Consider the following 25,958-nt stretch of genomic DNA (forward strand, 5'->3'; position numbering starts at 1 on the left):
TCTCTGCCTTTGCCTGAGTGGCGCCCAGGCTGCATTCGGCATTGCAAGAGGATTCCGGCTCTACTGCGAAGAGCCGTGTCTTCGCGTCGATCCGGTGAGGCACGATCCGAGGCGTCGAGACGCCCTCCGTCGTCCCGGCAGTGGCGCCGACTGCGTCCGTCACCGCGGATGGCCTTGGAGGACCTCCCTGCTTACGTCCGGGCCGCGCACGACTCGACAACGCGATCGACCCACGGGAGCACGTTTTCCGCTGCCGACGTGCCACTGGCGGCGTCATGGCGGCCGTAGTCGCCGACGCGTTCGGCGCCGAGGCGGCGGAGGGTCTCGTCGAGAATCTCCGAGCCGCGCGAGTAGGTGGAGGGGTAGGAGCGGTCGCCGAGCCCGAACATCGCGTAGCGCAGGCCGGTAAGGTCGGGCTTCTGCTCGAGCAGGGCCTGGTGGAAGCCTCGGGCGGTGGTGGGGAGCTCGCCGTCGCCATAAGTGGAGCACACCAACAGGTGCGGCGTGGTGCGATCCAGGGCCGCTGTGACGTCGGTGGTATCGAGGGTGCCGATGTCGCGGATGGTAATGGCGAACCGGTCAGCCAGGTGGCGGCCCAGTTCCTCGGCACCGAGTTCGGCGTTGCCGGACTCGGTGCCGAACAGAACTGTCAGTGGCGGTAGGTCGGCAGCGATGCTCACCACCTCGGCGGCACCTCGGACGGCGCGCTCGGGGGCGCCGACGGCGGCGGACGCCAGCAGGCGCAGCTCCCGGGTGTCGCGCAGTTTGCCGCGGATCCGGCCGGCGGTTGCGCGGGCGAGTTCCTCGGCGTCGACCCGCCGCCAGCCGGCCCAGTCCGTCGCCCGTCCCAGGTAGGGAACGAGCGCGGTGTAGCCGCGCGCTGGGCCGCTAGGCCGGGACGAACGCGAGGGGGCATCAATGCCTGCGAGGTCGGCGGCGATAGTCTCGGCCAGCTCGCGGGAATCGGTGCGCTGGGAGGGGATGGTCCCGTAGGGCCCACGACGTGCCCAGCCGGCCACGTAGAGACCCGGCTCGATCCGCCCCGTCTCCCGGGTCCGTTCTTCGAGGCCGCCGAGGGAGCCGACAAGGTCGTCCGCGCACCCGTGGAAGCCGATGGCGGTGACCACTGCGTCCGCGTCCAGCCGCACGAACGCGTTCTCCGCGCCGGCCGCCTGATCGCACGCGGCGATGGAGAGCGCGCCGACGTGAAGAGTCTTAGCGTCCTTTGCGAGCCCCTCAACTGAGCGGTCTTCGGCCTCGCCATCAGGCTCGCCACCGGCCGCGTCACCGGCTTCGTCGTGGGCAGCCTGGTGATGGCCGTGGACCTCGGCGGGGACGTAGCCGATCCACCACTCCACCCGCAGGGCAACGCCGGCACCTGAGGTAGCAACGCCGGAGCGGATGAGCTCAGCGACGAGCTCCGATCGCGGGTCGCCGGCGGCCTCAAGCTGGGCAAGGCTGACGCCATGGACGACGTGCTCGATGCCGGGCAGGTCGAGGATCTCGCGGAGCATCACCGGGTCGAACTTCGCCGTGGCAGGTAGCGACCGGCCGACCACGTGCAACGTGGTGAGGTCCCGGGTCAGGGCGGTGTGGGCCTCGTCGTGGATGTCGGAGTCGGCCAGGTGCTCGGCGCGCTTGACGGTCAAGCGGATCAGGTCCATGGCCACGTTACCCATGCCGACGACGACGGCGGAACGGCCGAGCGTCGGTAGCGAGGCAGTAACGCACGCGGCCGGATCACCATTGAGCAGCCGGGTCAGCTCCCCGGAGCCGAACAGTCCGGGTCGGGGAGCGCCGTCGATCAGCGCACCCGGCACCGCCAGCGCCACGTCCCCGGTGAGCCCGGTGGCGACGACCACGGCGTCGTGCGTGTCACGCAGCTGCTGCAGGGTGAGCTCAGCGCCGGCGGCGTCCTGGGATCGGACCGCGGGGGCGTCCTGCGCAGGACGGCCGCGGAGCACGACGTCCTCGGCGACGCGACCGGTGTGCACTCGGGTGGAGCCGACGAACCGGACGCCGTCGTGGTCGAAGAGGCGGGCGAACTGGTCGGCGACGGCCTTGGTGCCCTGATGGTCGGCGGCCACCCCGGACCGGACGAGGCCGTACGGAGTGGGGCGGGCGTCGTAGACGGTCACCTGAGCGCCGGGCAGCCGGCGCAGGACGGCCTGGGCGGTGTAGCAGCCGGCAGGGCCGGCGCCGATGATGGCCACGTGCGGGCGGAGAGATGATGCTTCGGCGGGTGTCGACACGGCCGAGATGGCACCGGCCGAGGCGGGAGCGGCGGCAGGCGGAACCGTCGTGGCGACCGGCGAGGCAGTCGAGTGCGCCGGGTCGGACGACGGGGCCGTCGAGGCACGCGCAGGGGAGATGGTGGAGCCCGACGTCGCGTCCATCCCACCTGTCGTCGTCGTGCTCGCGCCGGAAGACCCGGTGTCGAACGTGACCGGCAGCGCGTCCATGCCCCTGAACACCCACCCGCCGGCCACCGCGGGCCGCTCGGGGTGCAGGTCAAGCCCGGGCAGCGCCTTGAAGAGGGCCGGCAGCGCGACGTCGGCGACCTCGGCGCGCGCGACCCATGCGCCCAGGCACACGTGCACGCCCTTGCCGAAGGCCAGGTGCGCGCCCTGTCCGCTGCGGGTGAGATCGAACCGCTCCGGCGAGAGCCACTGCTGCTCGTCGCGGTTGGCCGAGAGCAGGCAGATGCCCAGCTTCGCGCCGGCTGGCAGTCGCACCCCCTGGAGGTCGACGTCGCGCGTGGTCTGCCGCGAGTACATGCCGATCGGCGCCACCCAGCGGATCGTCTCGTCGAACACGGCGTGCCACCGGGACGGGTCCGTCTCGACGAGAGCGCGCTGCGCCGGGTCGCGCATCAGCGCCCAGGCGGCGACGCCGATCGCGTCGCGCGGTTCGTTGAGGCCGCCGCCGATGGTCATCTTGAGGTTGGCGCGGATCGACTCGATCGGCATCTGCTCCCCGGGCAGGGCGAGCAGGGCGGAGAGCAGCGAGCTGTCGGGGTGGCGCCGGTGCCAGCCGATCATCTCGTCCAGCGCGTCGTCGACCTCGTCGAACGACGACTCGCCGCGCGCCCACACGGCCGGGTCGTCGGCGTAGTTGCCGGTGGCGTCGATCATCGTCTGGCTCCAGCGCTGCAGGTCCTCCTGCGTGACGTTGTGCAGGCCGGTGATGGCGCGCAGGTTCTCGGCGGCGAAGGGCGCGGCGAAGTCCCACACCAGATCCGCGCCGGGACCTTTCTCCCGCAGCAGCTCGAGGTACCGCTCGGCGTTGCGTTCGAAGATCGGCAGCCACGACTTCTTCACGACCGACGGGCGCAGCACCGGCTGCCAGGCGCGACGCTCGACGGCGTGGTCCGGGTCGTCCTTGCGCAGCATCGAGTGGCCCATGGCCCGGATCATCAGCGACCCCTTCTCGTTGGCGGAGAAGGTCTGCTGGTCCATTTCGGTGTCGTGGACGGCGGCGTAGGAGGTGACGAGGTAGCGGTTGACGGCGGGGACCCAGTGCACGCCGCCCTCGGCGCGGAGCCGCTCGAAGGTGGGGAAGGGGTCGGCGTAGAGCTCGGGGATCGACACCCAGTCGGCGACGGGGGCGTCGGTGATGGTGGTCATCGGGCGTCCTCGATCTCGATCGGCGCCAGGGGGAGACCCGCGGGGTAGTGGCCCATGAAGAGGTCGGCGCCGGACTCGGCGAGGGTCAGTCGCGTGTACCGGCGGCCGGTCCCGGTCTCCTCGGGTTCGCCGAGGTCGGCGAGGACCATGCGCTCGCCGCGAGGGGACGGGCCGGCGAAGGGGTCGGCGATGGTGACGCTCGCTCCACCCTCGGTCTGCTCGATCACGAGGTCGGCGAGGGTGACGGCGAGCAGGCCGTGGTGGCCGGTCCAGTGGACGGCGCCGGTGCTGCCGGCGGGGAATCGGAATCGGCCGTCCGCCGTGCGCTCGACGCCCCCGGAGACGTCGACCCGACCGTCCGCCAGGCGTTCGACGTAGGCGGTGAAGTCGGCGTGGAACGCCCAGATGAGGCTTGACGACGACGACGACGTGCGGGTGCCGGGTTCTGTCGTGACGGCGGCGATCATGGGGGGCTCCTCCGGTCCGGTCGACGGCGATCGGACATTCCCCTCCACTGTGAGCCAGCTCTCAACTACAGTGCAACTGACTGTTTCTGCTCAACAAACGCAAGGGGAGTGCTGATGGAGCCGCAGGAGACGGGACCGACCGAGCCGCCGTCCACCGACGTCGTGCTCGACGCCCGGCTGACCCTCCGCCAGCTCGACCTCTTCGTCGCGGCGGCCGAGCACGGGTCCTTCGCGGCGGCCGCGCAGCACGCGTACGTCACCCCGAACGCCGTCGCCTCCGCGGTGAGCGACCTGGAGTCCGTCCTCGGGGCAACGCTGGCCGTCCGTCGTCGAGCGCGCGGACTGACCCTGACGCCGTCGGGTGTCCGGCTGCTCGACGGGGCGCGGGACCTGCTGCGGCGGGCGAGCGAGCTGCGCCTGAGCATCGGCGAGCACGGCGGGGTGCCGGTGGGGCCGGTGGCCGTCGGGTGCTATTCGACGCTCGCGCCGACCGTGGTGCCCGAGCTGTGGGCGCGGCTGGCCGAGCGGCATCCGGGCGTGGAGCTGAGCGTCACCGAGGGGACGACGGACGAGCTGGTGGCGCGGCTGGCGGTGGGGGAGCTGGATGTCGTGATCGCGTACGAGGTGGCGCTGCCGACCGAGCTGGAGGTGCGTCCGCTGTACAAGGCGAGGCCGCGTGTCGTCCTCTCGGCCGAGCACCGACTGGCGGACAGGGACGCGGTCGACGTGCGGGACCTGGCCGACGAGCCGCTGATCCTGCTCGACCTGCCGCCGAGCGGGGCCAACACACTGGAGCTGCTGCGGCGCCGCGGGGTGCGTCCGCAGGTGGCGCACCGGACGACGAACATCGAGCTGGTCCGCTCGCTGGTGGGGCGTGGTCTCGGCTACGGCGTGCAGTTCCAGCGAACGGCGGTGCAGACGAGCGCGGAGGGCCGCCGGCTGGTGACGCTGCCGATCACGCCAGAGCCGCGGGCGGAGCCGGTCGTCGTCGCGTGGCCGCACCGGCTGGCGCTGACGTCGCGGGCGCAGGCGGTCGTCGAACTGGCACGGGAGGTGCTGGCGGCGCCGCACTGATCGGTCATAGCTGCAGGTGCAGCCGCAACGCATCGTCGAGTCGGAGCATCAGATCCGGCGGTACACGGCCGGCGGTCCCGCCAACGCGATCGATCGCCACGGACCGGACCTGCTCTGCCTGCGCCTTCGAGTCGGATGAAAGTCCCGTCTGGTCGGCCGGCAGCAACACCTGGAAAGGGTGGACGCGTGTGACGTTGCTGGTCATCGGTACCACGGTCACGACGCCGCGGCCGAGACGCGCCGTCGTCGCATTGGCCCGGTCGTTGCTGACGACAACAGCGGGCCGGCGCTTGTCGGCTTCACCGGCTCGGGCTGGATCGAGGTCGATCCAGCGGATCTCACCGCGCAGCACGGTTCAGGCCATCCGCCGTCGTTGTGTCCCACGCGTCCTTCTCGCCGGTCGCTTCCCACTCATTCCAGGCGGCCTCGTAGGCGCTCTCCAATTCGGCCTCGTCCAGCATGCGGATTGCTCGTTGCACGGCTGCGGATCGCGACGGAAGTCCCGCTTGTGCGGCATACCGATCGAGCGTCGCGAGATCGTTCTGCGTCAGGCTGACACTCACCTTCATACTGGCAATGCTACTCCCAGTAGCAAGGCAGGTAGGGTCAGGCTCCTCGTTGGGTGACGGCCGGCGGTTCCGGATACCGCAGTCCGCTGCACCAGCCGATCTCCCAGCCCTGCTCGTGGTCGAAGTAGTCGGCGTAGGACACCGGCAGGGCGTGCTCGCGCTCCGCCAGCCGCATCAGGCCCTCGTACCACTGCGCGTAGCCGGGATCGTCGGCCGCGGGCTCGAGGCGGGGGAGCGCAGCGAGGATGAGGTCGGCTGCCTGCCGGGGTGACGTGGTCGCGTCGACCTGGCCACCCGCGAACTCGGTCATGCCGCCGGTCGAGTAGAAGATGACTTGGCTCGGGTCGCGGTACCCGTGGTCGCCGTCGTCGTTGTCCGTGGACGCGATGCTCACGCGCCAGTACATGCCGGACGCGCTCATGCCGGGCCTCGCCCGCAGTCGGTGGTACCCGCGCCGGTGCAGGAGCCGGACGGCCTGCAGGATGCGCAGCGGCGTCGCCTGGAACAGTGCCGACTCCGCCGCGCGGTGGGTGTCGTCCGTGGTCACCAGCAGCACCCGATCGACCGACAGATCGCTGGCGGCCACCGCGTCGAGCGCGGCAGCGAGGGAGTCCCGCACGTTCCATCCCAGCGATCCCGCACCCAGCAGCGGGATAGCGACGGTGTGGGCGCCCAGGTCGTCGGCGAGTTCGAGGGCGCTCCGGTAGCAGGCCTCGAGCAGGCGGCGGCCGCCGTGCGCCTCCTGCATGTGGGGCACGACGGTGTGCAGCACCCAGCGGGCCGGCAGGTCGCCGGCCGTGGTCCACCCGCTGTCGCCCGAGGCGAGACCGTCCGGATAACGCCCGACGGCGTCGAGCAGGACCGTCGGGCCGGCGGCGGCGTGGATGGCGTGGTCGACCCCGCCGTCACTGCCGCGCAGCGCGTGGTGAGCCGGGTTGACGACGGCGTCCGCCGCCACGGTGGTGATGTCGCCGCAGACGGCCTCGATCGTGGTCACAGGATGAGAGTAGAGGGCACCGCCGACAGAACCGCAGGTCAACGAGGCGATGAGCGACGTGGACTGTCGGACCTCACACCTACGCTGGGGCACATGACGATCCCGCCGGTTCCCGCTGCCCGTCTTCAGCTCGGCCACATCCTGGCCGGCCTGGGCATCGACGACCTTGCCGACGTCCTGGTGATCCGCCATACCTATCATCGCGATGGCATCCCGTCACCGGCCGGCGCGACCCCGGAACGCGTCCTCGCCTACACGCGGGAGCAGGGCGTCGCTTCCACCAAGTTCATGAAGACGCCGCCGCGGCTGTGGCTGGTGTTCATGGCGGACGGCAAGCGTCGATCGCGCTTCGTCACCGCCTACGAGAACCACGGCGAGCTCGTCGACCAGCGAGACGCGGTGCATCGGTACTTCGACCTTCGGCCCTCATCGGTGCTGGACAGCATGAAGGACAAGCTCGTCATTACCTGGTCCGGCGACGCGGTGAACTGGGCCAAGCGCGGCGCGATCGCGGCGTCGTTCCCAGTCGAGGAGATCGCGCCGAGACGAACCCGCCCATTTCCCGGTTTCTCCGACCTGCTGGTCGATCACGCCGAGCTGCGACGCGTGATGGACGACCCCGACTACGAGCAATGGCGCGACGCGCTCGCGCTCGTCAAAGGCGTCTACCTCATCGCCGACCGGAAGGACGGCCGCCTCTACGTCGGCAAGGCCGACGGCGGCGAGCGGATCCTCGGAAGGTGGCGGGCCTACGCTCAGGACGGCCACGGTGGCAACGTCGAGTTGAAGCGCGTGATCGGCGAGGACCCGCGGCACGCTCGGAACTTCCAGTACAGCGTGCTGCGGGTGTTCGATCCGCACGACCCGGACGACGAGGTCGACGCCGCGGAAGCGCACTACAAGCGGGCGCTGCTGTCTCGCGAGTTCGGGCACAACCGGAACTGACCTTCAGCCCCGCCGCTCACCCGGTCGCCGCCACGGCTCGTGCGCGTGCGACAACCAGACCAGCTCCGGATCGAGCGCGCGGATCAGCCGCTGTCCCTCCGTCTCCGGCTCGTCGAGCTCGGCGTGGAACACGACGGTGTCCCCGGCGATCACCGCCGGCCGCCCACCCGTCTCCACCACGACCACCTGCGAGCCCGGCGTGTGGCCCGGCGTCGGGACGAGCCGTATGCCAGGCAGCAGCTCTACCTCGCCGTCGTCGGCCACATACTCGACGCCGGGTGCGTCGACCCACTCGCGGATCGTGTAGTCGTTCTGGCCCCGTGCGTCGTCGAGCTCCCGACGCTGGACGTGGATCGGCGTGCCCGCGAAGAGGCGGTTGCCGCCGCAGTGGTCGAAGTGCAGGTGGGTGTTGACGACCAAGTCGATGCCGGCCATGTCGAACCCCTCCTGCGTGTCCAGAGGAACCAGGCGGGGATCCATGTCGGCGACGGCCGGATGCAGCTCCGTCAGGCCGGTGTCGACGAGCACGCGCCCGTCGGGGTGGTCGATCACGTGTACGTAGATCGGCATCCGCTCGTCCTCTCCGACTAACAGGTCGCCCACGAGGATGGGCGTGATGGTCGGCGTCGCGGTCTGCCGCCCGGATTCCTCGCCGTTCCCGGAGGGTGATGCGGACGGGGACTGCTCATCGTGTTCCATGCGTGCTTTTCTACTCCGGACACCGGTCGGCCGGAACCGGGGCCGCCGCGAGCCGACCCATCACGCGGTCAGTCGTCGTCCGCAGCGTGACCCGGGGTGTCGCCCGTCCACCCCGACGCCTAGAGTCCGTCCCAGAGCCGGACCCCAGCGAACCGCGCCGTGCCGGCCGCCGATCGACCGACAGGAGTCATCGATGGACATCACCGCTGCGATCACCCGGGGCAAGGGCCAGCCCTTCGAGGTCACCACCCTGCAGCTGGACGACCTCCGCCCCACCGAGGTGCGCGTCAAGATCGTCGCCACCGGCGTCTGCCACACCGACGCGATCATCCGCGACCAGGTGTACCCGACGCCGCTGCCGGCCGTGCTCGGCCACGAGGGTGCCGGCGTCGTCGAGGAGATCGGCTCCGCGGTCAGGTCGGTGAAGCCCGGCGACAAGGTGGTGCTCGGCTACAACTCGTGCGGCGCCTGCCGGCAGTGCCTGACCGGCCGCTCGTGCTACTGCGTCGAGATGTACGAGCGGAACTTCGGCGGCACCCGGCCGGACGGCTCCACGGCGCTGCGCGACGGCGACACGTCCGTGTCCTCGCACTTCTTCGGGCAGTCGTCGTTCGCCACGCACGTCAACGCCGCCGAGCGCTCCGTCGTCAAGGTCGACGACGACGCCCCGCTGGAGCTGCTCGGGCCGCTCGGCTGCGGGCTGATGACCGGTGCCGGCGCGATCATGAACTCGATGGCGGTCCGCCCGGGGGAGTCGGTGGCGATCTTCGGCACCGGTGCCGTCGGGTCCGCGGCGACGATGGCCGCGGCCGCCATCGGGGCGACGACGATCGTCGCCATCGACCTCGTCGACTCGCGGCTGAAAGCGGCGAAGGGGTACGGCGCCACCCACACGATCAACTCCGGCTCCGAGGACCTCGCGGCGCGCGTGCAGGAGATCACCGGGGGAGAGGGCTTCCGGGTCGCCCTGGACACCACGGGCATCACTGCCGTCACCCGTCAGGCCGCCGACTCGGTCGGCATCAACGGGCGCGTGGGTCTGGTCGGGGCGCCGGCGCCGGGCGACGAGGTGACGTTCGAGGTCGGCACGTCTCTGATGAAGGGCTGGTCCTTCCGCACCATCATCGAGGGCGATGCCGTCCCGCAGCAGTTCATACCGACGCTGGTGCACCTGTGGCGGCAGGGGAGGTTCCCGATCGAGAAGCTCACGCAGACGTACCCGCTGGATCAGATCAACCAGGCATTCGCGGACTCGAAGAGCGGGAAGACGATCAAGCCGATCATCACGTTCTGACGGCGCTTGCCGCGCTCCGACGGCGCCCGTCACGGCCAGTACGCGCGGAGAAGGCCGGCAACACCCGGACAGTGTCTACTGATGCCGCCAACGTCAGACACTAGCCTTGGGTCATGAGTGTGCCGACCCCGAGTGCGCTTCGACTACGAGCCGCCCTTCGCGAGAACCGGACGGGACTGGCCGCGTTCTTGACCCGGTATGGCGCAACGAATCCCCGCCTCTTCGGGTCCGTTGCCCGTGGTGAGGCCGGCGACGACAGCGACATCGATGTTCTCGTCGATCTCGCACCGGGCGCCGGCAACGAGCTGCTCCGCGTGGCCGGCTTGTCAGAAGAACTGTCGCTTCTCATCGGTGCGAGGGTCGACGTCGTGGCCGAATCGCTGCTGCGCGAGCGGGTATCGGCAACAGCACTGGCCGATGCGGTGGCGGTGTGAGCAGGTCGACCATTGATCGGTTCGAGGACATCACGGCAGCCATCAATCGATGCCTCGTCTATCGCGAAAGTCTGGACTCGCCTGACCTTGCCGCTATGGCCTACGACGCCATTCTGAGGAATCACGCGGTGATCGGTGAAGCAGTGAAAGCTCTGCCGGATGCTGTCAGACAAAGTCGACCCGGTACTCCGTGGGCGTCGATGGCGGGCCTCCGCAACGTCGTCGTGCACGAATACTTCCGGGTGAATGTCGAACTCGTGCGGGACATCGTCGACAACGATCTGCCCGCACTCCTGGACGCGATCTCGACGAACGACAGCGAGCCCCGACACCGGTGGTGTCAGGGCTCGCCTCTCGTATTAGCCGACGTCAGGAAGCCGTCGGCTCCCACGCCCCCGGTAGCTCCTCCGCGTACACCCGGAACTCGTCGTGGTGCGTGTGCAGGTGCCAGAGCTTCTCGGCGACGTCGGAGGGGCTCTTGCCCGAGCCCTCGTCGCCCATCGCGCCCGGGATGATGATCTGCCCGACGCCGATGTTCTCGTCCTTCAGCGTCTCGTGCAGCATGGCGGCGAACGCCGTCTCAGCGGCGAAGGCGATTGATGTGCCCGCGACCCCGGAGCTCGGCTTGGCGCCGGACCCGCCGTTGACGAACAGGATCGAGCCCGTCCCCAGCGTGCGCATGCCCTGCAGCACCTGGTGCGCGGCGGCGACCGGGCCGTAGATCGAGAACTCGACGGCGCCCTTGAGGTCCGCGACGGTGGTCTCCAGGACCGGGCGCAGGAACTCCTTCTGCGGCAGCGGGCTGTACTGCAGCACCTCGATCAGGCCCAGCTCCTGCGTCGCCTGATCCAGCGCGGCGATCAGCGACTGCGGGTCCCGCACGTTCGCGGTGTACCCGCGGGCGATGATGCCCTCACCCTGCAGCTCCGCGGCCAGCGCGTCGACCCGCTCCTGATTGCGCGCGATCAGCGCGACATCGAACCCCTCGGATCCGAACCTGCGGGCGACGGCGGCGCCGAGTCCCTTGCCTGCTCCGACGATGGCGATGGTGCTCATGTGTCTCCTTCGGTTGGTTGGTCGTGCTGGGAAATCTGGTGGACGGTGACGATGGGCAGGTCCTGCTCGCGGCCGAACCGCTCCCACGCCGCCGACGTCTGCTCCGCGAATCGCGCGGTCAGTTGCTCACGGGTGGCTCCGACCAGCTGCGTCAGCCGCGCCATGAAGTGCGGTTCGATGGCCGCGACGGCGACGTGTCCATCGGCCGTCGCGTACAGACCGTACTGATCCAGGCCGCCGCCGAGCGGCGTACCGGGACCGGTGAGCCCGTGACGGAGGGCGGCCGCCGCGTCGTGCGCCGCCTCGGCGAGGACGACGCGCTGGTGCGCCGGGGCACCCGCTTCCCGCAGCCGCAGGGCGACGAGCGTCGCGGACACCGCCCGTTCGGCACCGAGCAGGTCGGCGACGGGAGCCACCGGCATCGACGACTCCGCGTCGGTCGAGGACAGTAGCCCGGCCTCCGCCTGAAACGTCAGGTCGTGCCCGGGCCGGCCGTCGTCGTGTCCGACGATCTCGACGTGGGCCAGGCCGAGCCGCGCGACCAGCTCGGGCAACCCGAGCCGTGCGGCTGCGTCAGGCCGCATCGCCGTCACGAGCACGTCCGCGCCGGAGAGCAGTTCCTCGAGGCGAGCGAACTCCTGCTTCAGGCCGAGCGTCTCCACGGTCACATTGCGGTGCAGCTCGGCGTACCAGTCCGGTGCGGCGGCCCGCAGGGGGTCACCGGACGGCGGCTCGACCGTCGTCACCGCTGCCCCGAGCGCTGCCAGCCGCGCGACGGCCAGCGGGCCCGGCAGATTGATCGCGAGCGAGACGACGGTGACGCCGGCCAGGGGGAGCGGCTGCTGGGTCAAGGACGTCACCGGCGGCGCGACGCCGGCTGCAGCTCCCGGTCGCCGTAGCTGTTGTCGTCGGGGTTGAGTGTGACGCCCGGGGCGACGATCTCGTCGATCCGGTCCAGCACGTCGTCCGTCAGCGTGATGTCCGCGGCCGGCAGGTAGGACTCCAGCTGTTCCATCGTGCGCGGCCCGACGATCGCCGAGGTGACGCCAGGGTGGTTGATGACGAACGCGATGGACAGCTCGATCAGGCTCATGCCCGCGCTCTCGGCCAGCTGCGCCAGGTCCTCGACGACGTCGAGCTTGCGCTGGTTGGCGGGAGCGTCCATGTCGAACCGGGCGCTCGGCCGACGGCTCGAAGCCGGGGCACTCGGCGCGTCCTTCCGGTACCGGCCCGAGAGCCAGCCGCCGGAGAGCGGGCTGTACGTCAGGGTGCCCATGCCGTACCGCTGCGTCGTGGCCAGCACGTCCTCCTCGATGCCCCGGACGAGGATCGAGTACGGCGGCTGCTCGGTGACGAACCGTTCGAGGTGGCGCTCCCGCGCCGCCCACTGCGCCTCGACGATCTGCGACCCCGAGTAGGACGAGGAGCCGAGGTAGCGGACCTTGCCCTGCCGCACGAGGTCGGTGAGCGCACCGAGGGTCTCCTCGACGTCGATGTCCGCGCTCGGCCGGTGCACCTGGTAGAGGTCGAGGTGGTCGGTCTGCAGTCGACGCAGCGAGTTCTCCACCTCGCGCATGATCCAGCGGCGCGACCCACCCCGGTGGTTGACGTCGTCGTCCATCGGCAGCGCGAACTTGGTGGCGAGCACGACGTCGTCGCGTCGGTCCTTCAGCGCCTCGCCGACGATCTCCTCCGAGACCCCGGCCGAGTACACGTCGGCGGTGTCGACGACGTTGATCCCGGCGTCGAGCGCACGGTGGATGATGCGGATGGCGTCGGCGCGGTCGTCGTTGCCCCAGGGGCCGAACATCATGGCGCCGAGGCAGAGCGGGCTGACCTGGACGCCGGTGCGTCCGAGGGAGCGGTAGTCCATGGGATCTCCTTGCGTGGATGCGTAGGTGGTGTCGTCGGTCATGCGTGCGGGATCGGGCGACCGCTTCCTAGAATGTGGCCGTGAGCGAGACGAGTCGGCAGGTCAGGGCGGAGCGCGCGGACGACGAGCCTGGTGTCGACGCCGTCATCAGAGCCGCGTTCGCCGAGGAGGGCGAGACGGTGGCCACCCTTTGGCACGACGTCCGCTCCGCCCGGCTGTGGCACGACGGGTACGTCGCCGTCGAGGGCGATCACGTCGTCGGACACGTGGGACTGAGCCACGCGTGGCTGGATGCCCGCGCGCGCGCCTGGTCGACATCGTCCTGCTCAGCCCGCTGTCCGTGGTTCCCGACCGGCAGCGGTCCGGGATCGGCGGCCTGCTGCTGCGCACCGCGGTGAAGGCGGCGTTGCGGCGCTCGCCTGTCCTCGCGCTCGAGGGCGACCCGGGTTACTACGGCGCACGCGGGTTCGACGCCGCGGGCGACCACGGCATCGTCCCGCCGTCCGACCGCATCCCGCCGGCCGCGTGCCAGGTCATCCTCGGTCAGGACGATGAGCCGTGGATGACCGGACGGATCGTGTACCCGGAGGTGTGGTGGCGGCACGACGCCGTGGGGCTGCGCGACCCGCTCCTGGAGCAGGTCGAGCAGCAACACGGCTGATCGACGCGCCATGCCTCAGAAGAAGGTCGGCTCGCGCATCTCGTAGTGCTCCTCGAGCGCGGCAACCTCGTCGTCGGTCAGCTCCAGGTCGAGGGACGCGACGGCATCCTCGAGATGGTGCTGCTTGGTGGCGCCGACAATCGGCGCCGTGACGACGGGGTGGTGCAGCACCCACGCGAGGGCGACCTGCGCCATCGAGACGTTGCGGTTCTTGGCGATGGTCTCGACGGCGTCGACCACCTGCTCGTCACCGTCGCGCCACAGCGGCCGGCCGAACATGTCGGTCTGCCGGTCCTCGTCGGAGCGCTTGGTGCCCTGCTGGCCCCACGGGCGCGCGACCTTGCCCTGAGCGAGCGGCGACCACGGGATGCAGCCGACGCCCTGGTCCTCGAGCAGGCCGAACATCTCCCGCTCCTCCTCGCGCATCAGCAGGTTGTACTGGTCCTGCATCGAGACGAACGGGGTCCAGCCGCCTTCGAACGCGGCGCTCTGCAGCTTCGCGAACTGCCACGCCCACATCGAGGAGGCGCCGAGGTAGCGCACCTTGCCGGCCTTGACGACGTCGTGCAGCGCCTCCATGGTCTCCTCGACCGGGACCTCCGGGTCGAACCGGTGGATCTGGTAGAGGTCGATGTAGTCGGTGTCCAGGCGCTTCAGGGACGCGTCGACCTGCTCCATCACGGCCTTGCGGGAGAGGCCCTGACCGCCCGGGCCGTCGTGCATGGGGGAGAAGAGCTTGGTCGCGAGGACCACCTGCTCGCGGGAGGTGTACTTGTCGATGGCGCGGCCGACGATCTCCTCCGAGGAGCCGTGCCCGTAGATGTTGGCGGTGTCCCAGAAGGTGACCCCAGCCTCCACGGCCTGCCGGAAGATCGGCTCGGCGTCGTCGTCGCCCAGCGACCACTCCAGCTGCGAACCCGGCGTGCCGAAGCTCATGCAGCCGAGCACGATGCGGCTGACCTTCAGTCCTGACGATCCCAGTCGCGTGTACTCCATGACGGTGTCCTCTCGCCTCGATGTCTGTCTCGGGTCCGACGCTACGCCGGGCCGGCGGCGGGAAGGAGGCCCTGTCAGTACACCGCTGGGCGGGAATAGAGGCTCGGTGTCCGGGCGTCCGTGGGCGACGACATGTTTGCGACCCCGATCGCGCCTCTGGTAGTTCTGGCGGGGTAACCATCCGGAGCGGCTGAGAGACCTGGCTCGACGACGCCGCAGCAACCCCCCGACCGCGGGCACGGTGCTACTGCCAGGACCGATGGAGAGGTGGCCCTGCCATGACCTTGAACACCGACCACATCCGCGTGACCCACACCGGGTCGCTGCCCCGCACCCCGGAGCTGCTCGCCGCCAACGCGGCCCGGCAGGCGAACGGGATCACCGACGAGTTCCGCGAGCTGCTCGAGGCGTCCGTCGTCGACATCGTCGCCCGGCAGAAGGCGGTCGGCATCGACATCCCGAACGACGGCGAGTACGGCCACGAGATGAGCAACGACGTCGACTACGGGGCCTGGTGGAACTACTCGTTCTCCCGCCTCGGCGGCCTGCAGCCCGGCGACGGCGACCGCTGGGCCGATCCCGAGGTGCACCGGTCCAGCCCCGGCAACATCGTCCTCACGTCCTTCCCGGACCGCCGGGACTGGTCCCGGTTCCGCGAGGCCTACACCGACCCCAACGGCGGCGTCCTGACCGGCCGCAAGCCCGTCATCCAGCCCAAGGTCGTCGCCCCGTTGACCTACACCGGGCACGACCTGGTGCGCTCGGACGTCACCAACCTGACGACCGCCCTCGCGAAGGCGGGCGTGCAGGACGGCTTCCTCGCCTCCCTCTCGCCCGGCTCGTGCGCGCGGATCGGCAATGCCTACTACAAGACGCCCGAGCAGCTGGTCTGGGCGAGCGCCGAGGCCATGCGCGAGGAGTACCTCGCGATCGTCGACGGCGGCCTGACCGTCCAGCTGGACGACCCGTCGCTCGCCGAGAGCTGGGACCAGGTCAACCCGGAGCCCACGGTCGAGGACTACCTGGACTTCCTCAAGGTGCGTGTCGAGGCCACCAACTGGGCCCTGCGCGGCATCCCGGAGGAAAAGGTCCGGCTGCACGTGTGCTGGGGCTCCTGGCACGGCCCGCACACCACCGACATCCCGTTCGCGGACATCGTCGACACGGTGCTGCAGATCAACGCAGGCGCCTACTCGTTCGAGGCCGGCAACGTCCGGCACGAGCACGAGTGGCGCGTCTGGGAGGACACGGTGCTGCCCGACGGCAAGTCGATCATCCCCGGCGTCGTCTCTCACGCGACCAACGTCATCGAGCACCCGGAGCTGGTCGCGGACCGGATCGAGCGGTTCGCCTCCCTCGTCGGCCGCGAACGCGTGATCGCCTCCACGGACTGCGGGCTCGGCGGTCGCGTCCACCCGCAGATCGCCGCCGCCAAGCTCGAGGCGCTCGGCCAGGGTGCCGCCCTGGCCAGCAAGCGCCTGTGGAAGACGGCCGACGTGCTGGTCTGAGTTCCGCGCCGTACCAGGACGGCCCGGATCCCGTGCGACGGGGTCCGGGCCTTCCGGCGTCTGAGGGTAGCGCCGCCTGGGGCCGGGCGCCGTTCCGTGCCGCTTCCTGCGGCAGCATGGAGGGGTGACGACAGGGACCGGTACCAGTGCCGCGGCGTGGCTCGGACGGCACCAGGTGGCGATGTACCTGGGATCGATCGCGGTCGGCGTCGTCGTCGGGCTGGCCGCTCCCGGGCTCGCCGCCCCTGCCGAGGCCGCCATCACTCCGGTGCTCGCGCTGCTGCTCTACGCGACGTTCCTCGCCGTGCCGATCACGCGGATCGGGCGTGCGCTGACCGACCGGCGCTTCGTCGCCACCGTGCTGGCGGTGAACTTCCTCGTGGTGCCGGTGGTCGTGCTGGCGCTCGCGGGCGTGGTCGGCGGACTCGTCCCGGGTCGGCCCGCGCTGCTGCTCGGCGTGCTCCTGGTGCTGCTGGCCCCGTGTGTCGACTACGTCATCGTCTTCACCGGCCTCGCCGGTGGCGCCAGCGACCGGCTGGTCGCCACGACGCCGCTGCTCACGCTGGTCCAGATCGCCGTGGTTCCGCTCGTGATCGCCCTCGCCGTCGGTCCGGACGTGCTGCACCTGATCGATCTCGGCCCGTTCCTCCGGGCCTTCCTCGTCCTGATCGTGCTGCCGCTCGTCGCGGCCGGGCTGACGCAGGCGGCCGTCACCCGCGGCGTGCGCCCGGCGATCGTGCTCGGCGACGCCGCCGGTGCGGCCATGGTGCCGCTGATGATGGCGACGCTCGCCGTCGTCGTCGCCTCCCAGGTCCACCGGGTGGGTCGGGACCTGCCGGCGGTCGCCCCGGCCGTGCCCGTCTTCGTCCTCTTCGCCGCCGTGATGGTGGCGCTCGGGCTGCTCGCGGGCCGCCTCGCCGGGCTCGACGTCGCCGCCCGGCGCGCCCTCGTCTTCACCGGCGTCACCCGCAACTCCCTGGTCGTGCTGCCGGTGACCTTCGCCCTGCCTCCGGCGTTCGCGCTCGTGCCGCTCGTCGTCGTGACCCAGACCCTCGTGGAGCTGGTCGTCATGGTCATCCTCGTCCGGCTGGTGCCGCGGCTGATCCCGGCGCGGTGAGACGCGAACTGAAGCCGCGGTCACCCGTCAGTCCGCGGCGCCGTCCGCGGAGCCGCCGTCGTCGTCGGCCAGGGTGATCGCCGCGTTGACCAGCGCCAGGTGGCTGAGCGCCTGGGGGAGATTGCCCCAGAAGTCCCCGGTCGCGGGGTCGACCATCTCGGCCATGATCCCGACGTCGTTGGGCAGCACGCGCACCAGCTCGTCCATCAGGGTGCGGGCCTCGTCGCGGTCCCCGGTCAGATGGAGCGCGGAGACCAGCCAGAACGAACAGGCGACGAAGGCGTGCTCCTCACGCTGCATCCCGGAGTAGCGGTACAGGTACGGCCCGTCGGCCAGGTCCTCCCGGACGGCGCGGATGGTCGAGCGCATCCGCTCGCCCCGGTCGAATCCGCTGATCGCGTGCAGCAGGATCGAGGCGTCCAGCTCCGTCGAGCCGGGATACCAGGTGTAGGTCTGCCGCTCCTCGTCCCAGCCGTGCTCCTCCACCCAGGCGCGGATCTTCTCGGCTTCGGCCTCCCAGCGGCGCGAGTCGCCCGGGATCTGGCCGACCTCCGCCAGCCGCACCGCGCCCGTGAGCGCCTCCCACGCGCCGAGCTTCGACGTGATGTAGTGCCGGTTCTCGGGCAGCTCCCACATCCCGGCGTCGGGCTGGCGCCACCGGTCGCACGCCAGGTCCGCGATCGCTGCGAGGACGCGGCCGGTCTCGGTGTCCAGCACGTGCCCGTTGTCCACGTAGAGCCGCACGATGGTGAACAGGTCCCCGAAGATGCCCAGCTGCAGCTGGTCCGCGGCGGCGTTGCCGCGCACCACGGGGCCGATGCCACGCCAGCCGGGCGCGTCGGTGCGCGTCTCGTGCGCCGGGGGCACGGACCCGTCGAGGGCGTAGAAGATCTGCGGCTGCGGTCCGTGCTCCCGGACCCGGCGCAGCATCCAGCTCATCGCCGCGTGCGTCTCCTCCCGCAGCCCGAACCGGAACAGCGCCTTCAGGCCGTACGCGGTGTCGCGCACCCACGCGAACCGGTAGTCCCAGTTCTTCGCCACCGTCGTCGACTCCGGCAGTGAGGTCGTCGCCGCGGCCGTCATCGCGCCAGTAGGGGCGTAGAGCAGCATCTTGAGCACGAGCGCGCTGCGGTGCACCTGGTCATCCCACGGCCCGTTCCAGTGGAACTGCTCGCTCCATGCGCACCACATGTCCGCGGTCCGGTCGATCCCGGCGTTCAGCTGGTCCGGCAGCTGGAGGAACAGCGGCTCCTTCTCCGTGGCGACCAGGCCGACGACGTGCCGGGACCCGGGCGTCGCGGTGAAGGTGATCCGCAGGCTGACGTCCTCGATGCTCACTTCGGTGCCCTCGCCGGCTCGCACACCGAGGGTGAGCCCGTCCAGGCGCATCACCAGGCCGTGCACGGTGTCGTCCAGCCAGGGGGAGGCGGTGCGCAGGGCGGTGCCGGGCATGACGACGGCGCGCATGGCCACCGTGCCGGTCAGACCCTCGATCCGACGGGCGAGTTCGACCCACGGCAGCCGGCCGGCGACGCCCTCGTTCAGGGCATCGGTGACCCGCACGCTGCCGGTTGCCGTCGTGAAAGTGGTGGCGAGGACGTTGGTGGCGCCGACGTACTCCCGGGTGGCAGTGAAGTCGTCGACGGGGCAGACGCTGTAGTAGCCGCCGAGGTCCGCGTCGAGCAGGGCGGAGAAGGCCGGCACCCCGTCCAGACCGGGCAGCGGCAGCCAGTCGATCCGCCCGTCGAGGGCCACCAGCGCGACCGTCCGGCCGTCGCCGATCGCGGCGTAGGAGCGCAGGTCGGCATACCCGTCCTCGTCCCGCTCGGGCACGAGTTCGTCCGGAGACCGACCGTCCGCTGACATGGGCACCCCTCGTCCGGCGGGCCCGGCGAGTCCGCTCACCCGCGAGTCTAGGGCGACAGTGGTCGCGGCGTCGGTGCAACCCCGTGTGCGAACAGGATTGTCAACAATCTGCTCAACAATGTAGCGTGGCATGAGTCCGATGTGAGGAGGACCACGTGTTCGACACGACACAGCCCCGGCGCCACGGCGACCAGACGGCCATCCCGTGCTGGTTCATGCGAGGCGGCACGTCCCGCGGCCCGTTCTTCCGCGCCACCGACCTGCCCGCGGCGGAGAGCGACCGGGATGCCGTCCTGCTCGCCGTCATGGGCTCGCCCCACCCCCTGCAGGTGGACGGCGTCGGCGGTGGCCACCCGTTGACCAGCAAGGTCGGCATCGTCGGTCTGAGCGAGCAGCCGGACATCGACCTCGAGTTCCGCTTCGCCCAGCTGCAGCCGGACAGCGACCGGGTCGACACCCGTGCCAACTGCGGCAACATGCTCGCCGCCGTGGTGCCGTTCGCCGTCGAGTCCGGCCTGATCACGGCGACCGGGGACACGACGACGGCGCGCGTGCTCACCCTGAACACCGGGATGGCCGCGGACATCACCGTCCGCACCTCCCTGGCCGAGGACGGCAACCGGTACGTCGACTACGGCGGCGACGCGCGCATCGACGGCGCGCCGGGCACCGCGGCCCCCGTCACCATCGCCTTCCTCGACACCGCCGGCTCGGTCGCCGCATCCCTGCTGCCGTCCGGGCGGGTCCGCGACACGGTCGAGGCGGAGGGTGTGGGCACCGTGGAGGTGACCCTCATCGACAACGGCCAGCCGCTCGTCATCATCGCCGCCGCCGACCTGGACCGGACCGGCCGGGAGACCCCCGAGCAGCTGAACGCCGACGAGGAGCTCAAGGGCAGGCTCGAGGCGCTGCGGATGGTCTGCGGTGACGCGATGGGCCTCGGTGACGTGACCGAGAAGAACTACCCGAAGATGACGCTCGTCGCGCCGCCGGCCGAGGGCGGGTCCATCACGACCCGCAGCTTCATCCCGCACGTGTGCCACGAGTCGATCGGCGTGCTCGCCGCGGTGACCGTCGCGACGGCGTGCGTGCTGCCCGGCTCGGTCGCCGCGGACGTCGCCGAACTCGAAGGTTCGGGGAGCGCAGCCGACTTCGACGGTGCTGCCGGTGGCGACGTCACCGTCGCCGTCGAGCACCCCTCCGGCGAGTTCAGCGTCGACCTGTCGGTCGAGCCCGGTGACCCGCCCACGGTCACCCGATCCGCCCTGCTGCGGACCGCCCGGCTGATCATGGCCGGCACGGCGTTCGTGCCCGGGACGCTGCTCGAGCACGGGACGAGCACGACGGAGAAGCAGGAGGCCCACGCATGATCATCGACATCCACGGCCACTACACGACCGCACCGCCGGCGCTCGCCGCGTGGCGGGACGAGCAGATCGCCGCCGTCGACGGCCGCAGCCCGCACCCCGACCCGGCTGACCTGCACATCTCCGACGACGAGCTGCGGGAGAGCATCGAGGCCAACCAGCTGCGCCTGATGGACGAGCGCGGCATCGACGTCACCGTCTTCTCCCCGCGCGCCTCCTTCATGGCCCACCACGTCGGGGATCTGGCCGTCTCGCAGCAGTGGGCCACCATCTGCAACGACCTGTGCGCCCGCGTCGCCGCGCTCTACCCCGACCGGTTCGTGCCCGCGGCGATGCTCCCGCAGTCCCCGGGCGCGGACCCGGCCACGAGCGTGCCGGAACTGGTCCGCTGCGTCGAGGAGCTCGGCGCCGTCGCCGTCAACCTCAACCCGGACCCCTCCGGTGGTCACTGGACCTCCCCGCCGCTGACCGACCGCTCCTGGTACCCGCTCTACGAGAAGCTCGTCGAGTACGACGTCCCGGCCATGGTGCACGTGAGCACGAGCGTCAACCCGGCCTTCCACACGACCGGCGCCCACTACCTGAACGCGGACACCACCGCGATCATGCAGCTGATCCAGGGCGACCTGTTCGCCGACTTCCCCGACCTGAAGCTGGTGATCCCGCACGGCGGGGGAGCGGCGCCCTACCACTGGGGCCGGTTCCGCGGCCTCGCGATGGCGCTGAAGAAGCCGCCGCTGGAGGAGCACCTGCTGCGCAACATCCACGTCGACACGTGCGTCTACCACCAGCCCGGCATCGACCTGCTGCTGTCGGTGATGCCGCCCGAGAACGTCCTGTTCGCCTCCGAGATGATCGGCGCCGTCCGGGACATCGACCCGCAGACCGGCCACTCCTTCGACGACACCCGCCGCTACCTCGAGGCCGCCGACATCGACGCGGACACCCGCACGGAGATCTTCTCCGGCAACGCCCGGCGGGTCTACCCGCGGCTCGACGCGCTGCTCACCGCGAACGGCCGCTGACGCACGCCCGAAGACTCAACGAAAGCCCGCAACGAAAGGCAGATCACCGTGCAGGAACTCGGTGTCGTCCACCGCACCATCACCCGCGCCGCCCCCGCCGACGTCGAGGCGCTCTCCGCGTTCGGGGTCAGCACCGTGCACGAGGCGATGGGCCGGCTCGGGCTGATGCGCCCCTACATCCGGCCGATCCACCCGGACGCGCGTCTGTGCGGCACCGCAGTCACGGTGCTGCTGCAGCCCGGCGACAACTGGATGCTGCACGTCGCGGCGGAACAGCTGCAGCCCGGTGACGTCCTCGTCGCCGCGTGCACCACCGAGTGCGAGGACGGGTTCTTCGGCGAACTGCTCGCCACGAGCGTGCGGGCCCACGGCTGCGCAGGCCTCGTGATCGACGGCGGTTGCCGGGACGTCGCGGAGCTGAATGCGATGGGCTTCCCCGTCTTCAGCCGTGCCATCAACTCCAAGGGCACCATCAAGGCCACCCTCGGCTCCGTCAACGTCCCGGTGGTGTGCGCGAACGCGCTCGTCGAGCCGGGCGACGTCGTCGTCGGCGACGTGGACGGCGTGGTGGTGGTCCCGGCCGCCCGTGCCGCCGAGGTCGCCGCCGCCGCCCGGAAGCGCGAGGACAACGAGGCCGCCAAGCGGGAACGGTTCGCCGCCGGCGAGCTCGGCCTCGACATGTACGGCATGCGCGAGCCGCTGGCCGCCGCCGGGCTGCGCTACCTCGACTGAGCCGCGACCTCGAGACCGAACACGACCCGGGCCGACGCGGTCCGTACCGCCCACCACCCGATCACGGATCCACCGATCGACGCTGATCGGAAACGGAGCATCATGACGACCACGTTCACCCCCACGCCCGGCTGGCTGGAATGGGAGCACAACCCCAGCACGCCCCGCTTCGTCCTCCCGCCCGGCGCCGTCGACGCGCACTGCCACGTCTTCGGCCCGGGGGAGCAGTTCCCCTACGCGCCCGAGCGCAAGTACACCCCGTGCGACGCGAGCAAGGCCGACCTGTTCGCCCTCCGGGACCGGCTCGGCGTCAGCCGCAACATCCTCGTGCAGGCGACCTGCCACGGCGCGGACAACAGCGCGATGCTCGACGCCGTGGCGGCCGCCGACGGTCGCGCCCGCGGGGTGGCGACCGTCCGCCCGGACGTCACCGACGCCGAGCTGCAGCGCCTGGACGCGGCCGGCGTGCGCGGCGTGCGGTTCAACTTCCTGCGCCGCCTCGTCGACGCCTCCCCCAAGGACGCCCTCGCGGAGGTCGCCCGCCGCGTTGCGCCCCTGGGCTGGCACGTCGTCCTCTACTTCGAGGCCGCGGACCTGCCGGACCTCGAGCCGTTCTTCGCCACGCTGCCCACCCCGATCGTCATCGACCACATGGGCCGGCCGGACGTGACGAGGCCGGCCACGGGGCCGGAGTTCGGCCGGTTCCTGCGCTTCGTCGAGCAGAACGACGTGTGGGTCAAGGTCAGCTGCCCCGAGCGGCTCACCGTCAGCGGGCCGCCCGCCCGCGACGGGGAGACCGACGCCTACCGGGACGTCGTGCCGTTCGCCCGCCGGATGGTCGAGGAGTTCCCCGACGTCGTGCTGTGGGGGACCGACTGGCCGCACCCCAACCTCACCGACCACATGCCCGACGACGGCCTGCTCGTCGACCACATCCCGCACATCGCCGTCACCGAGGACCTGCAGCGCCGGCTCCTCGTCGACAATCCGATGCGCCTCTACTGGCCCGACGAGAGCGCCTGAGCGGCACCACCTCGTCGGACCACCCGTCCGTTCACCCACCCCAGACCCCGAAGACTCGATGAGGAGTTCCATGGCTGCGACCAACGCCGCCAACCGGCTCGACCGGTTGCCCATCTCCCGGTTCCACCGCATCACCCTGCTCGCCGTGTCCTTCGCCTACTTCTACGAGTTCGCGGACACCAACACCTTCGCCACCACCGCCCCCCGGCTCGTCAAGCTGTGGGGCGTGACGGTCAACCAGATCGCCTACGTCACCTCGCTGTCCTTCGTCGGCATGTTCATCGGCGCGGTCGTCGTCGGGTGGCTCGCCGACCGGTGGGGGCGCCGCCGCACCCTCATGATGACCACGGTGTGGTTCGGCGTCTTCTCGCTCGCCTCCGTCCTCTCGTGGGACATCGTCTCCCTCGGCGTCCTGCGGGTGCTCACGTCGGCCGGCCTGTCGGCGATGACGGTGGTCGCGGTCATCTACATCAACGAGATCTACCCGTCGGCCAAACGGGGTCGCTACCAGGCCTGGGCCATCGTCATCGGCATCTGCGGCACCCCCGTCACCAACCTGATCGCCGCTCTCGTCGTGCCGATCAACGGCTGGTCGTGGCGCCTGGTCTACCTGTGGGGCGCCCTCGGGCTGCTGATCCTGCTGTTCGCCCGCCACCTGGTGGAGTCACCGCGCTGGTACGAGAGCCACGGCCGGTACGAGGAGGCCGAGGCCGCGCTGCAGGACATCGAGGGCAGGGTGGCGGCCCAGACCGGGCCGCTGCCCGAACCCGCGCCCCCGGTCGAGGAGAAGCCGCAGCCGCGGATGCCGTGGCGCTCGCTCCTGCAGAAGCGCTACCTCATCCCGACCATCGTGCTGTGCGTGCTGTGGGTGACGCAGACGATCGGCTTCTTCGGCTACTCCTCCTGGGCGCCGACCCTGCTCGCCCAGGAGGGCATCAGCGTCGAGAAATCGATTTTCTACGTGGCGCTCTCGACGGTCGGTGCGCCGCTCGGCTCCCTCGTGGCGGCCCTGCTGACCGACCGGTTCGAGCGCAAGTGGCTCCTCGTCATCTTCGGCGTCGCGATCGCCGCCGCCGGGCTCATGTACGGGCTGACCTTCTCGCCGCTGTTCATCGTCGTCTTCGGCTTCCTGGTCAACATGTTCGAGCGCACGTACACTGCCCTGGCCTACGCGTACTCGCCGGAGCTGTACGACATCCGGGCCCGGTCGCTCGGCACGAGCGTCTCCTACGGGATCGGCCGGCTCTCCAACGCGATCGGGCCGTTGATCATCGCGTTCCTCTACACCAACCAGGGGTACCAGAGCGTGTTCTTCTTCATCGCCGCGACGTGGATCGTCGGGGCCTTGACGGTCGCGATCCTCGGGCCGCGGACCCGGGGCACCGTCAGTGCACCGGATCCGCAGACCGCGCCGGTGCACTGACAGCGGTGTGACGAGCAGTTCGATGAGCGCGGTTCATTGAGCGCGGCTCGTTAAGCGCGGTTCCATGAGCGCGTGAGGGGATCGGGCGAGGCCCGGTCCCCTCACAGGTGCTTGATCACCCGCGCCGGATTGCCGACCGCCACCGAGGCCGGCGGGACGTCGCGGGAACGTAGTCCACCATGGGGTCAGCCTACGGATCGCCCGTCCAGGCGGTCGCGGTACCGTGGGGGCTCCCCGACCAGGAGGTTCGCCCGTGTCCATCCTGTCCCGCCCGTCCGTCGCCTCCGCGGCCGGCAGGCTCATGCAGTCCGCCACCGTGCTCGCCCACCGCCGCACCGCCGCGCGTGCCCACGCCCGGCTGCCCGAGTTCGGCCGGCGCACGCAGGAGCTGATGATCCCGACGTCGGTCGGTCCCGCCCGCACCACCGTGTACCGGAACCCGGACGCCGTCGGGACCGGGTCGGCGCCGGTGCACGTGAACATCCACGGCGGCGGCTTCATCTTCGCCGAGACGGAGATCGACGACCCGCTGTGCCGGGCGCTCGCCGTGCAGACGGAGTCCGTGATCCTCAACGTGGACTACGTCGTCGCCCCGAAGCACCGGTTCCCGGTCGCGGCGCACCAGGTGGACGAGGTGGTGCGGTGGGTTGCCGCGCACGGCGCGGAGAACGGCTGGGACGGATCCCGGCTGACCGTCGGCGGGGACAGCGCGGGCGGCAGCCTGAGCGCCGCGGCGGCCCGGCTGGCATTCGAGCGCGGGGGAGACCCGGCCATCGCCCTGCAGGTGCTGCACTACCCGGCGGTCGACCTGGCGATGGACCCGCGGCAGAAGCACTCGCCGCTGGAGAAGCCGCTGCTGCGACCCTGGCTGCGCGAGATCTTCGACATCTCCTACGTGGGCCCGGACACCGACCGGACGGACCGCCTGCTCTCCCCGGCCAACGCGGCGGACACCGTGGACCTGACCGGCATCGCGCCGGCCCTCATCATCGCCGCGAAGAACGACGTGCTGCGCGACGAGGCGAAGCGGTACGCGGACCGGCTCGATGCCGTCGGCGCGCTGGTCGAGTACCGGGAGGTGCCGGGCAAGGACCACGGCTACGACGCCTTCGACGACGACGCCGCCCGGACGACCTACGCGTTCATCGCCGAGCACATCCGCCGGGCGGTCGGGACCGCGTAGGCGGCTTCTGGCCTGCCTTGCCG

The 25,958-nt window shown here is 70.8% G+C and carries 24 protein-coding genes, 1 pseudogene and 1 riboswitch; of the genes and pseudogenes, 14 read left to right on the forward strand and 11 right to left on the reverse strand.

Annotated elements, in window-relative coordinates; genetic code table 11:
* Nucleotides 1–191: 191 nt before the first annotated feature.
* The gene (locus BGP79_RS01815; protein ID WP_076692940.1) at nucleotides 192–3,626 is read right to left on the reverse strand and encodes a cytochrome P450; all 3,435 of its coding nucleotides are present in this window, start codon (nucleotides 3,624–3,626) and stop codon (nucleotides 192–194) included.
* Complete coding sequence (locus BGP79_RS01820) at nucleotides 3,623–4,093, reverse strand: HtaA domain-containing protein (RefSeq protein ID WP_076692941.1); 471 nt, start codon at nucleotides 4,091–4,093, stop codon at nucleotides 3,623–3,625. The genes BGP79_RS01815 and BGP79_RS01820 overlap by 4 nt, the downstream gene beginning before the upstream one ends.
* A 114-nt stretch (nucleotides 4,094–4,207) precedes the next feature.
* On the opposite strand from BGP79_RS01820, the gene BGP79_RS01825 reads away from it, so the two are divergent.
* Nucleotides 4,208–5,167 (forward strand): LysR family transcriptional regulator, encoded by a 960-nt coding sequence (locus BGP79_RS01825; protein ID WP_076692942.1) that lies wholly within the window; start codon nucleotides 4,208–4,210, stop codon nucleotides 5,165–5,167.
* 4 nt (nucleotides 5,168–5,171) lie between these two features.
* Here the strand turns inward: BGP79_RS01825 and BGP79_RS01830 are convergent, their stop codons facing one another.
* Genes BGP79_RS01830 through BGP79_RS01840 form a run of 3 tightly spaced genes read right to left on the reverse strand, consistent with a single transcriptional unit; the run spans nucleotide 5,172 to nucleotide 6,733 of the window.
* The gene (locus BGP79_RS01830) at nucleotides 5,172–5,519 is read right to left on the reverse strand and encodes a type II toxin-antitoxin system PemK/MazF family toxin (RefSeq protein ID WP_076692943.1); all 348 of its coding nucleotides are present in this window, start codon (nucleotides 5,517–5,519) and stop codon (nucleotides 5,172–5,174) included.
* Nucleotides 5,506–5,736: a CopG family ribbon-helix-helix protein gene (locus tag BGP79_RS01835; protein ID WP_076692944.1), complete on the reverse strand. Its 231-nt coding sequence runs from the start codon at nucleotides 5,734–5,736 to the stop codon at nucleotides 5,506–5,508. The genes BGP79_RS01830 and BGP79_RS01835 overlap by 14 nt, the downstream gene beginning before the upstream one ends.
* 37 nt (nucleotides 5,737–5,773) lie before the next feature.
* Nucleotides 5,774–6,733: a macro domain-containing protein gene (locus BGP79_RS01840; RefSeq protein ID WP_076692945.1), complete on the reverse strand. Its 960-nt coding sequence runs from the start codon at nucleotides 6,731–6,733 to the stop codon at nucleotides 5,774–5,776.
* A gap of 3 nt (nucleotides 6,734–6,736) precedes the next feature.
* On the opposite strand from BGP79_RS01840, the gene BGP79_RS01845 reads away from it, so the two are divergent.
* A complete protein-coding gene (locus tag BGP79_RS01845) occupies nucleotides 6,737–7,678 on the forward strand; it encodes a GIY-YIG nuclease family protein (protein ID WP_233121009.1) in 942 nt (313 codons plus the stop codon).
* Between the two features lie 3 nt (nucleotides 7,679–7,681).
* On the opposite strand, the gene BGP79_RS01850 is transcribed toward BGP79_RS01845, so the two are convergent.
* Entirely contained in the window at nucleotides 7,682–8,377 is a 696-nt protein-coding gene (locus tag BGP79_RS01850) for an N-acyl homoserine lactonase family protein (protein ID WP_083701464.1), read from the reverse strand.
* Between the two features lie 193 nt (nucleotides 8,378–8,570).
* Between BGP79_RS01850 and BGP79_RS01855 the strand changes: the two genes are divergently transcribed.
* The 3 genes and pseudogenes from BGP79_RS01855 to BGP79_RS17080 all read left to right on the forward strand — a co-directional run.
* Nucleotides 8,571–9,671: an NAD(P)-dependent alcohol dehydrogenase gene (locus tag BGP79_RS01855; protein ID WP_076692947.1), complete on the forward strand. Its 1,101-nt coding sequence runs from the start codon at nucleotides 8,571–8,573 to the stop codon at nucleotides 9,669–9,671.
* A gap of 113 nt (nucleotides 9,672–9,784) precedes the next feature.
* Nucleotides 9,785–10,105: a nucleotidyltransferase family protein gene (locus BGP79_RS01860; protein WP_076692948.1), complete on the forward strand. Its 321-nt coding sequence runs from the start codon at nucleotides 9,785–9,787 to the stop codon at nucleotides 10,103–10,105.
* A pseudogene (locus BGP79_RS17080) lies at nucleotides 10,102–10,398 on the forward strand (DUF86 domain-containing protein); the annotation flags it as partial. The gene BGP79_RS01860 and the pseudogene BGP79_RS17080, both read left to right, overlap by 4 nt.
* 76 nt (nucleotides 10,399–10,474) lie before the next feature.
* Here the strand turns inward: BGP79_RS17080 and BGP79_RS01870 are convergent.
* From BGP79_RS01870 to BGP79_RS01880, 3 genes are read right to left on the reverse strand one after another with little or no spacing between them, the layout of a single operon-like run.
* Nucleotides 10,475–11,161 (reverse strand): SDR family NAD(P)-dependent oxidoreductase, encoded by a 687-nt coding sequence (locus tag BGP79_RS01870; RefSeq protein ID WP_076692950.1) that lies wholly within the window; start codon nucleotides 11,159–11,161, stop codon nucleotides 10,475–10,477.
* A complete protein-coding gene (locus BGP79_RS01875; RefSeq protein WP_369800144.1) occupies nucleotides 11,158–12,021 on the reverse strand; it encodes a CoA transferase in 864 nt (287 codons plus the stop codon). Before BGP79_RS01875 ends, BGP79_RS01870 begins: the two co-directional genes overlap by 4 nt.
* A complete protein-coding gene (locus BGP79_RS01880; protein ID WP_076692951.1) occupies nucleotides 12,018–13,034 on the reverse strand; it encodes an aldo/keto reductase in 1,017 nt (338 codons plus the stop codon). The genes BGP79_RS01875 and BGP79_RS01880 overlap by 4 nt, the downstream gene beginning before the upstream one ends.
* A gap of 283 nt (nucleotides 13,035–13,317) precedes the next feature.
* Between BGP79_RS01880 and BGP79_RS01885 the strand changes: the two genes are divergently transcribed.
* Entirely contained in the window at nucleotides 13,318–13,695 is a 378-nt protein-coding gene (locus BGP79_RS01885; RefSeq protein ID WP_198928402.1) for a GNAT family N-acetyltransferase, read from the forward strand.
* Nucleotides 13,696–13,710: 15 nt separating this feature from the next.
* On the opposite strand, the gene BGP79_RS01890 is transcribed toward BGP79_RS01885, so the two are convergent.
* Nucleotides 13,711–14,691 carry an aldo/keto reductase gene (locus BGP79_RS01890; RefSeq protein WP_076692952.1) on the reverse strand — a complete coding sequence of 327 codons (981 nt, stop codon included), beginning with the start codon at nucleotides 14,689–14,691 and terminating at the stop codon, nucleotides 13,711–13,713.
* Between the two features lie 174 nt (nucleotides 14,692–14,865).
* Nucleotides 14,866–14,957: riboswitch (SAM riboswitch) on the forward strand.
* A gap of 12 nt (nucleotides 14,958–14,969) precedes the next feature.
* Here BGP79_RS01890 and BGP79_RS01895 point away from each other — a divergent pair.
* Nucleotides 14,970–16,199, forward strand: coding sequence for a cobalamin-independent methionine synthase II family protein (locus tag BGP79_RS01895; RefSeq protein WP_076692953.1), 1,230 nt, complete (start codon nucleotides 14,970–14,972; stop codon nucleotides 16,197–16,199).
* A 124-nt stretch (nucleotides 16,200–16,323) separates the two neighbouring features.
* Entirely contained in the window at nucleotides 16,324–17,316 is a 993-nt protein-coding gene (locus tag BGP79_RS01900; RefSeq protein WP_369800145.1) for an arsenic resistance protein, read from the forward strand.
* A gap of 27 nt (nucleotides 17,317–17,343) precedes the next feature.
* On the opposite strand, the gene BGP79_RS01905 is transcribed toward BGP79_RS01900, so the two are convergent.
* Nucleotides 17,344–19,182 (reverse strand): glycoside hydrolase family 15 protein, encoded by a 1,839-nt coding sequence (locus tag BGP79_RS01905; RefSeq protein WP_076692954.1) that lies wholly within the window; start codon nucleotides 19,180–19,182, stop codon nucleotides 17,344–17,346.
* A 155-nt stretch (nucleotides 19,183–19,337) separates the two neighbouring features.
* On the opposite strand from BGP79_RS01905, the gene BGP79_RS01910 reads away from it, so the two are divergent.
* The 6 genes from BGP79_RS01910 to BGP79_RS01935 all read left to right on the forward strand — a co-directional run bounded on the left by BGP79_RS01910 (nucleotide 19,338) and on the right by BGP79_RS01935 (nucleotide 25,935).
* Entirely contained in the window at nucleotides 19,338–20,552 is a 1,215-nt protein-coding gene (locus BGP79_RS01910; protein WP_076692955.1) for a 4-oxalomesaconate tautomerase, read from the forward strand.
* Nucleotides 20,549–21,574 carry an amidohydrolase family protein gene (locus BGP79_RS01915; protein WP_076692956.1) on the forward strand — a complete coding sequence of 342 codons (1,026 nt, stop codon included), beginning with the start codon at nucleotides 20,549–20,551 and terminating at the stop codon, nucleotides 21,572–21,574. The genes BGP79_RS01910 and BGP79_RS01915 overlap by 4 nt, the downstream gene beginning before the upstream one ends.
* Nucleotides 21,575–21,622: 48 nt before the next feature.
* Nucleotides 21,623–22,306: a 4-carboxy-4-hydroxy-2-oxoadipate aldolase/oxaloacetate decarboxylase gene (ligK, locus tag BGP79_RS01920; RefSeq protein ID WP_076692957.1), complete on the forward strand. Its 684-nt coding sequence runs from the start codon at nucleotides 21,623–21,625 to the stop codon at nucleotides 22,304–22,306.
* A 102-nt stretch (nucleotides 22,307–22,408) separates the two neighbouring features.
* On the forward strand, nucleotides 22,409–23,329 hold the full coding sequence (locus BGP79_RS01925; protein WP_076692958.1) for an amidohydrolase family protein: 921 nt from the start codon (nucleotides 22,409–22,411) through the stop codon (nucleotides 23,327–23,329).
* A gap of 70 nt (nucleotides 23,330–23,399) precedes the next feature.
* Nucleotides 23,400–24,752 (forward strand): MFS transporter, encoded by a 1,353-nt coding sequence (locus tag BGP79_RS01930; RefSeq protein ID WP_076692959.1) that lies wholly within the window; start codon nucleotides 23,400–23,402, stop codon nucleotides 24,750–24,752.
* A gap of 253 nt (nucleotides 24,753–25,005) precedes the next feature.
* Complete coding sequence (locus BGP79_RS01935) at nucleotides 25,006–25,935, forward strand: alpha/beta hydrolase (protein ID WP_143588259.1); 930 nt, start codon at nucleotides 25,006–25,008, stop codon at nucleotides 25,933–25,935.
* Nucleotides 25,936–25,958 lie beyond the last annotated feature (23 nt).

The sequence above is a fragment of the Tersicoccus sp. Bi-70 genome (genome assembly GCF_001968825.1).
Classification (GTDB): domain Bacteria; phylum Actinomycetota; class Actinomycetes; order Actinomycetales; family Micrococcaceae; genus Tersicoccus.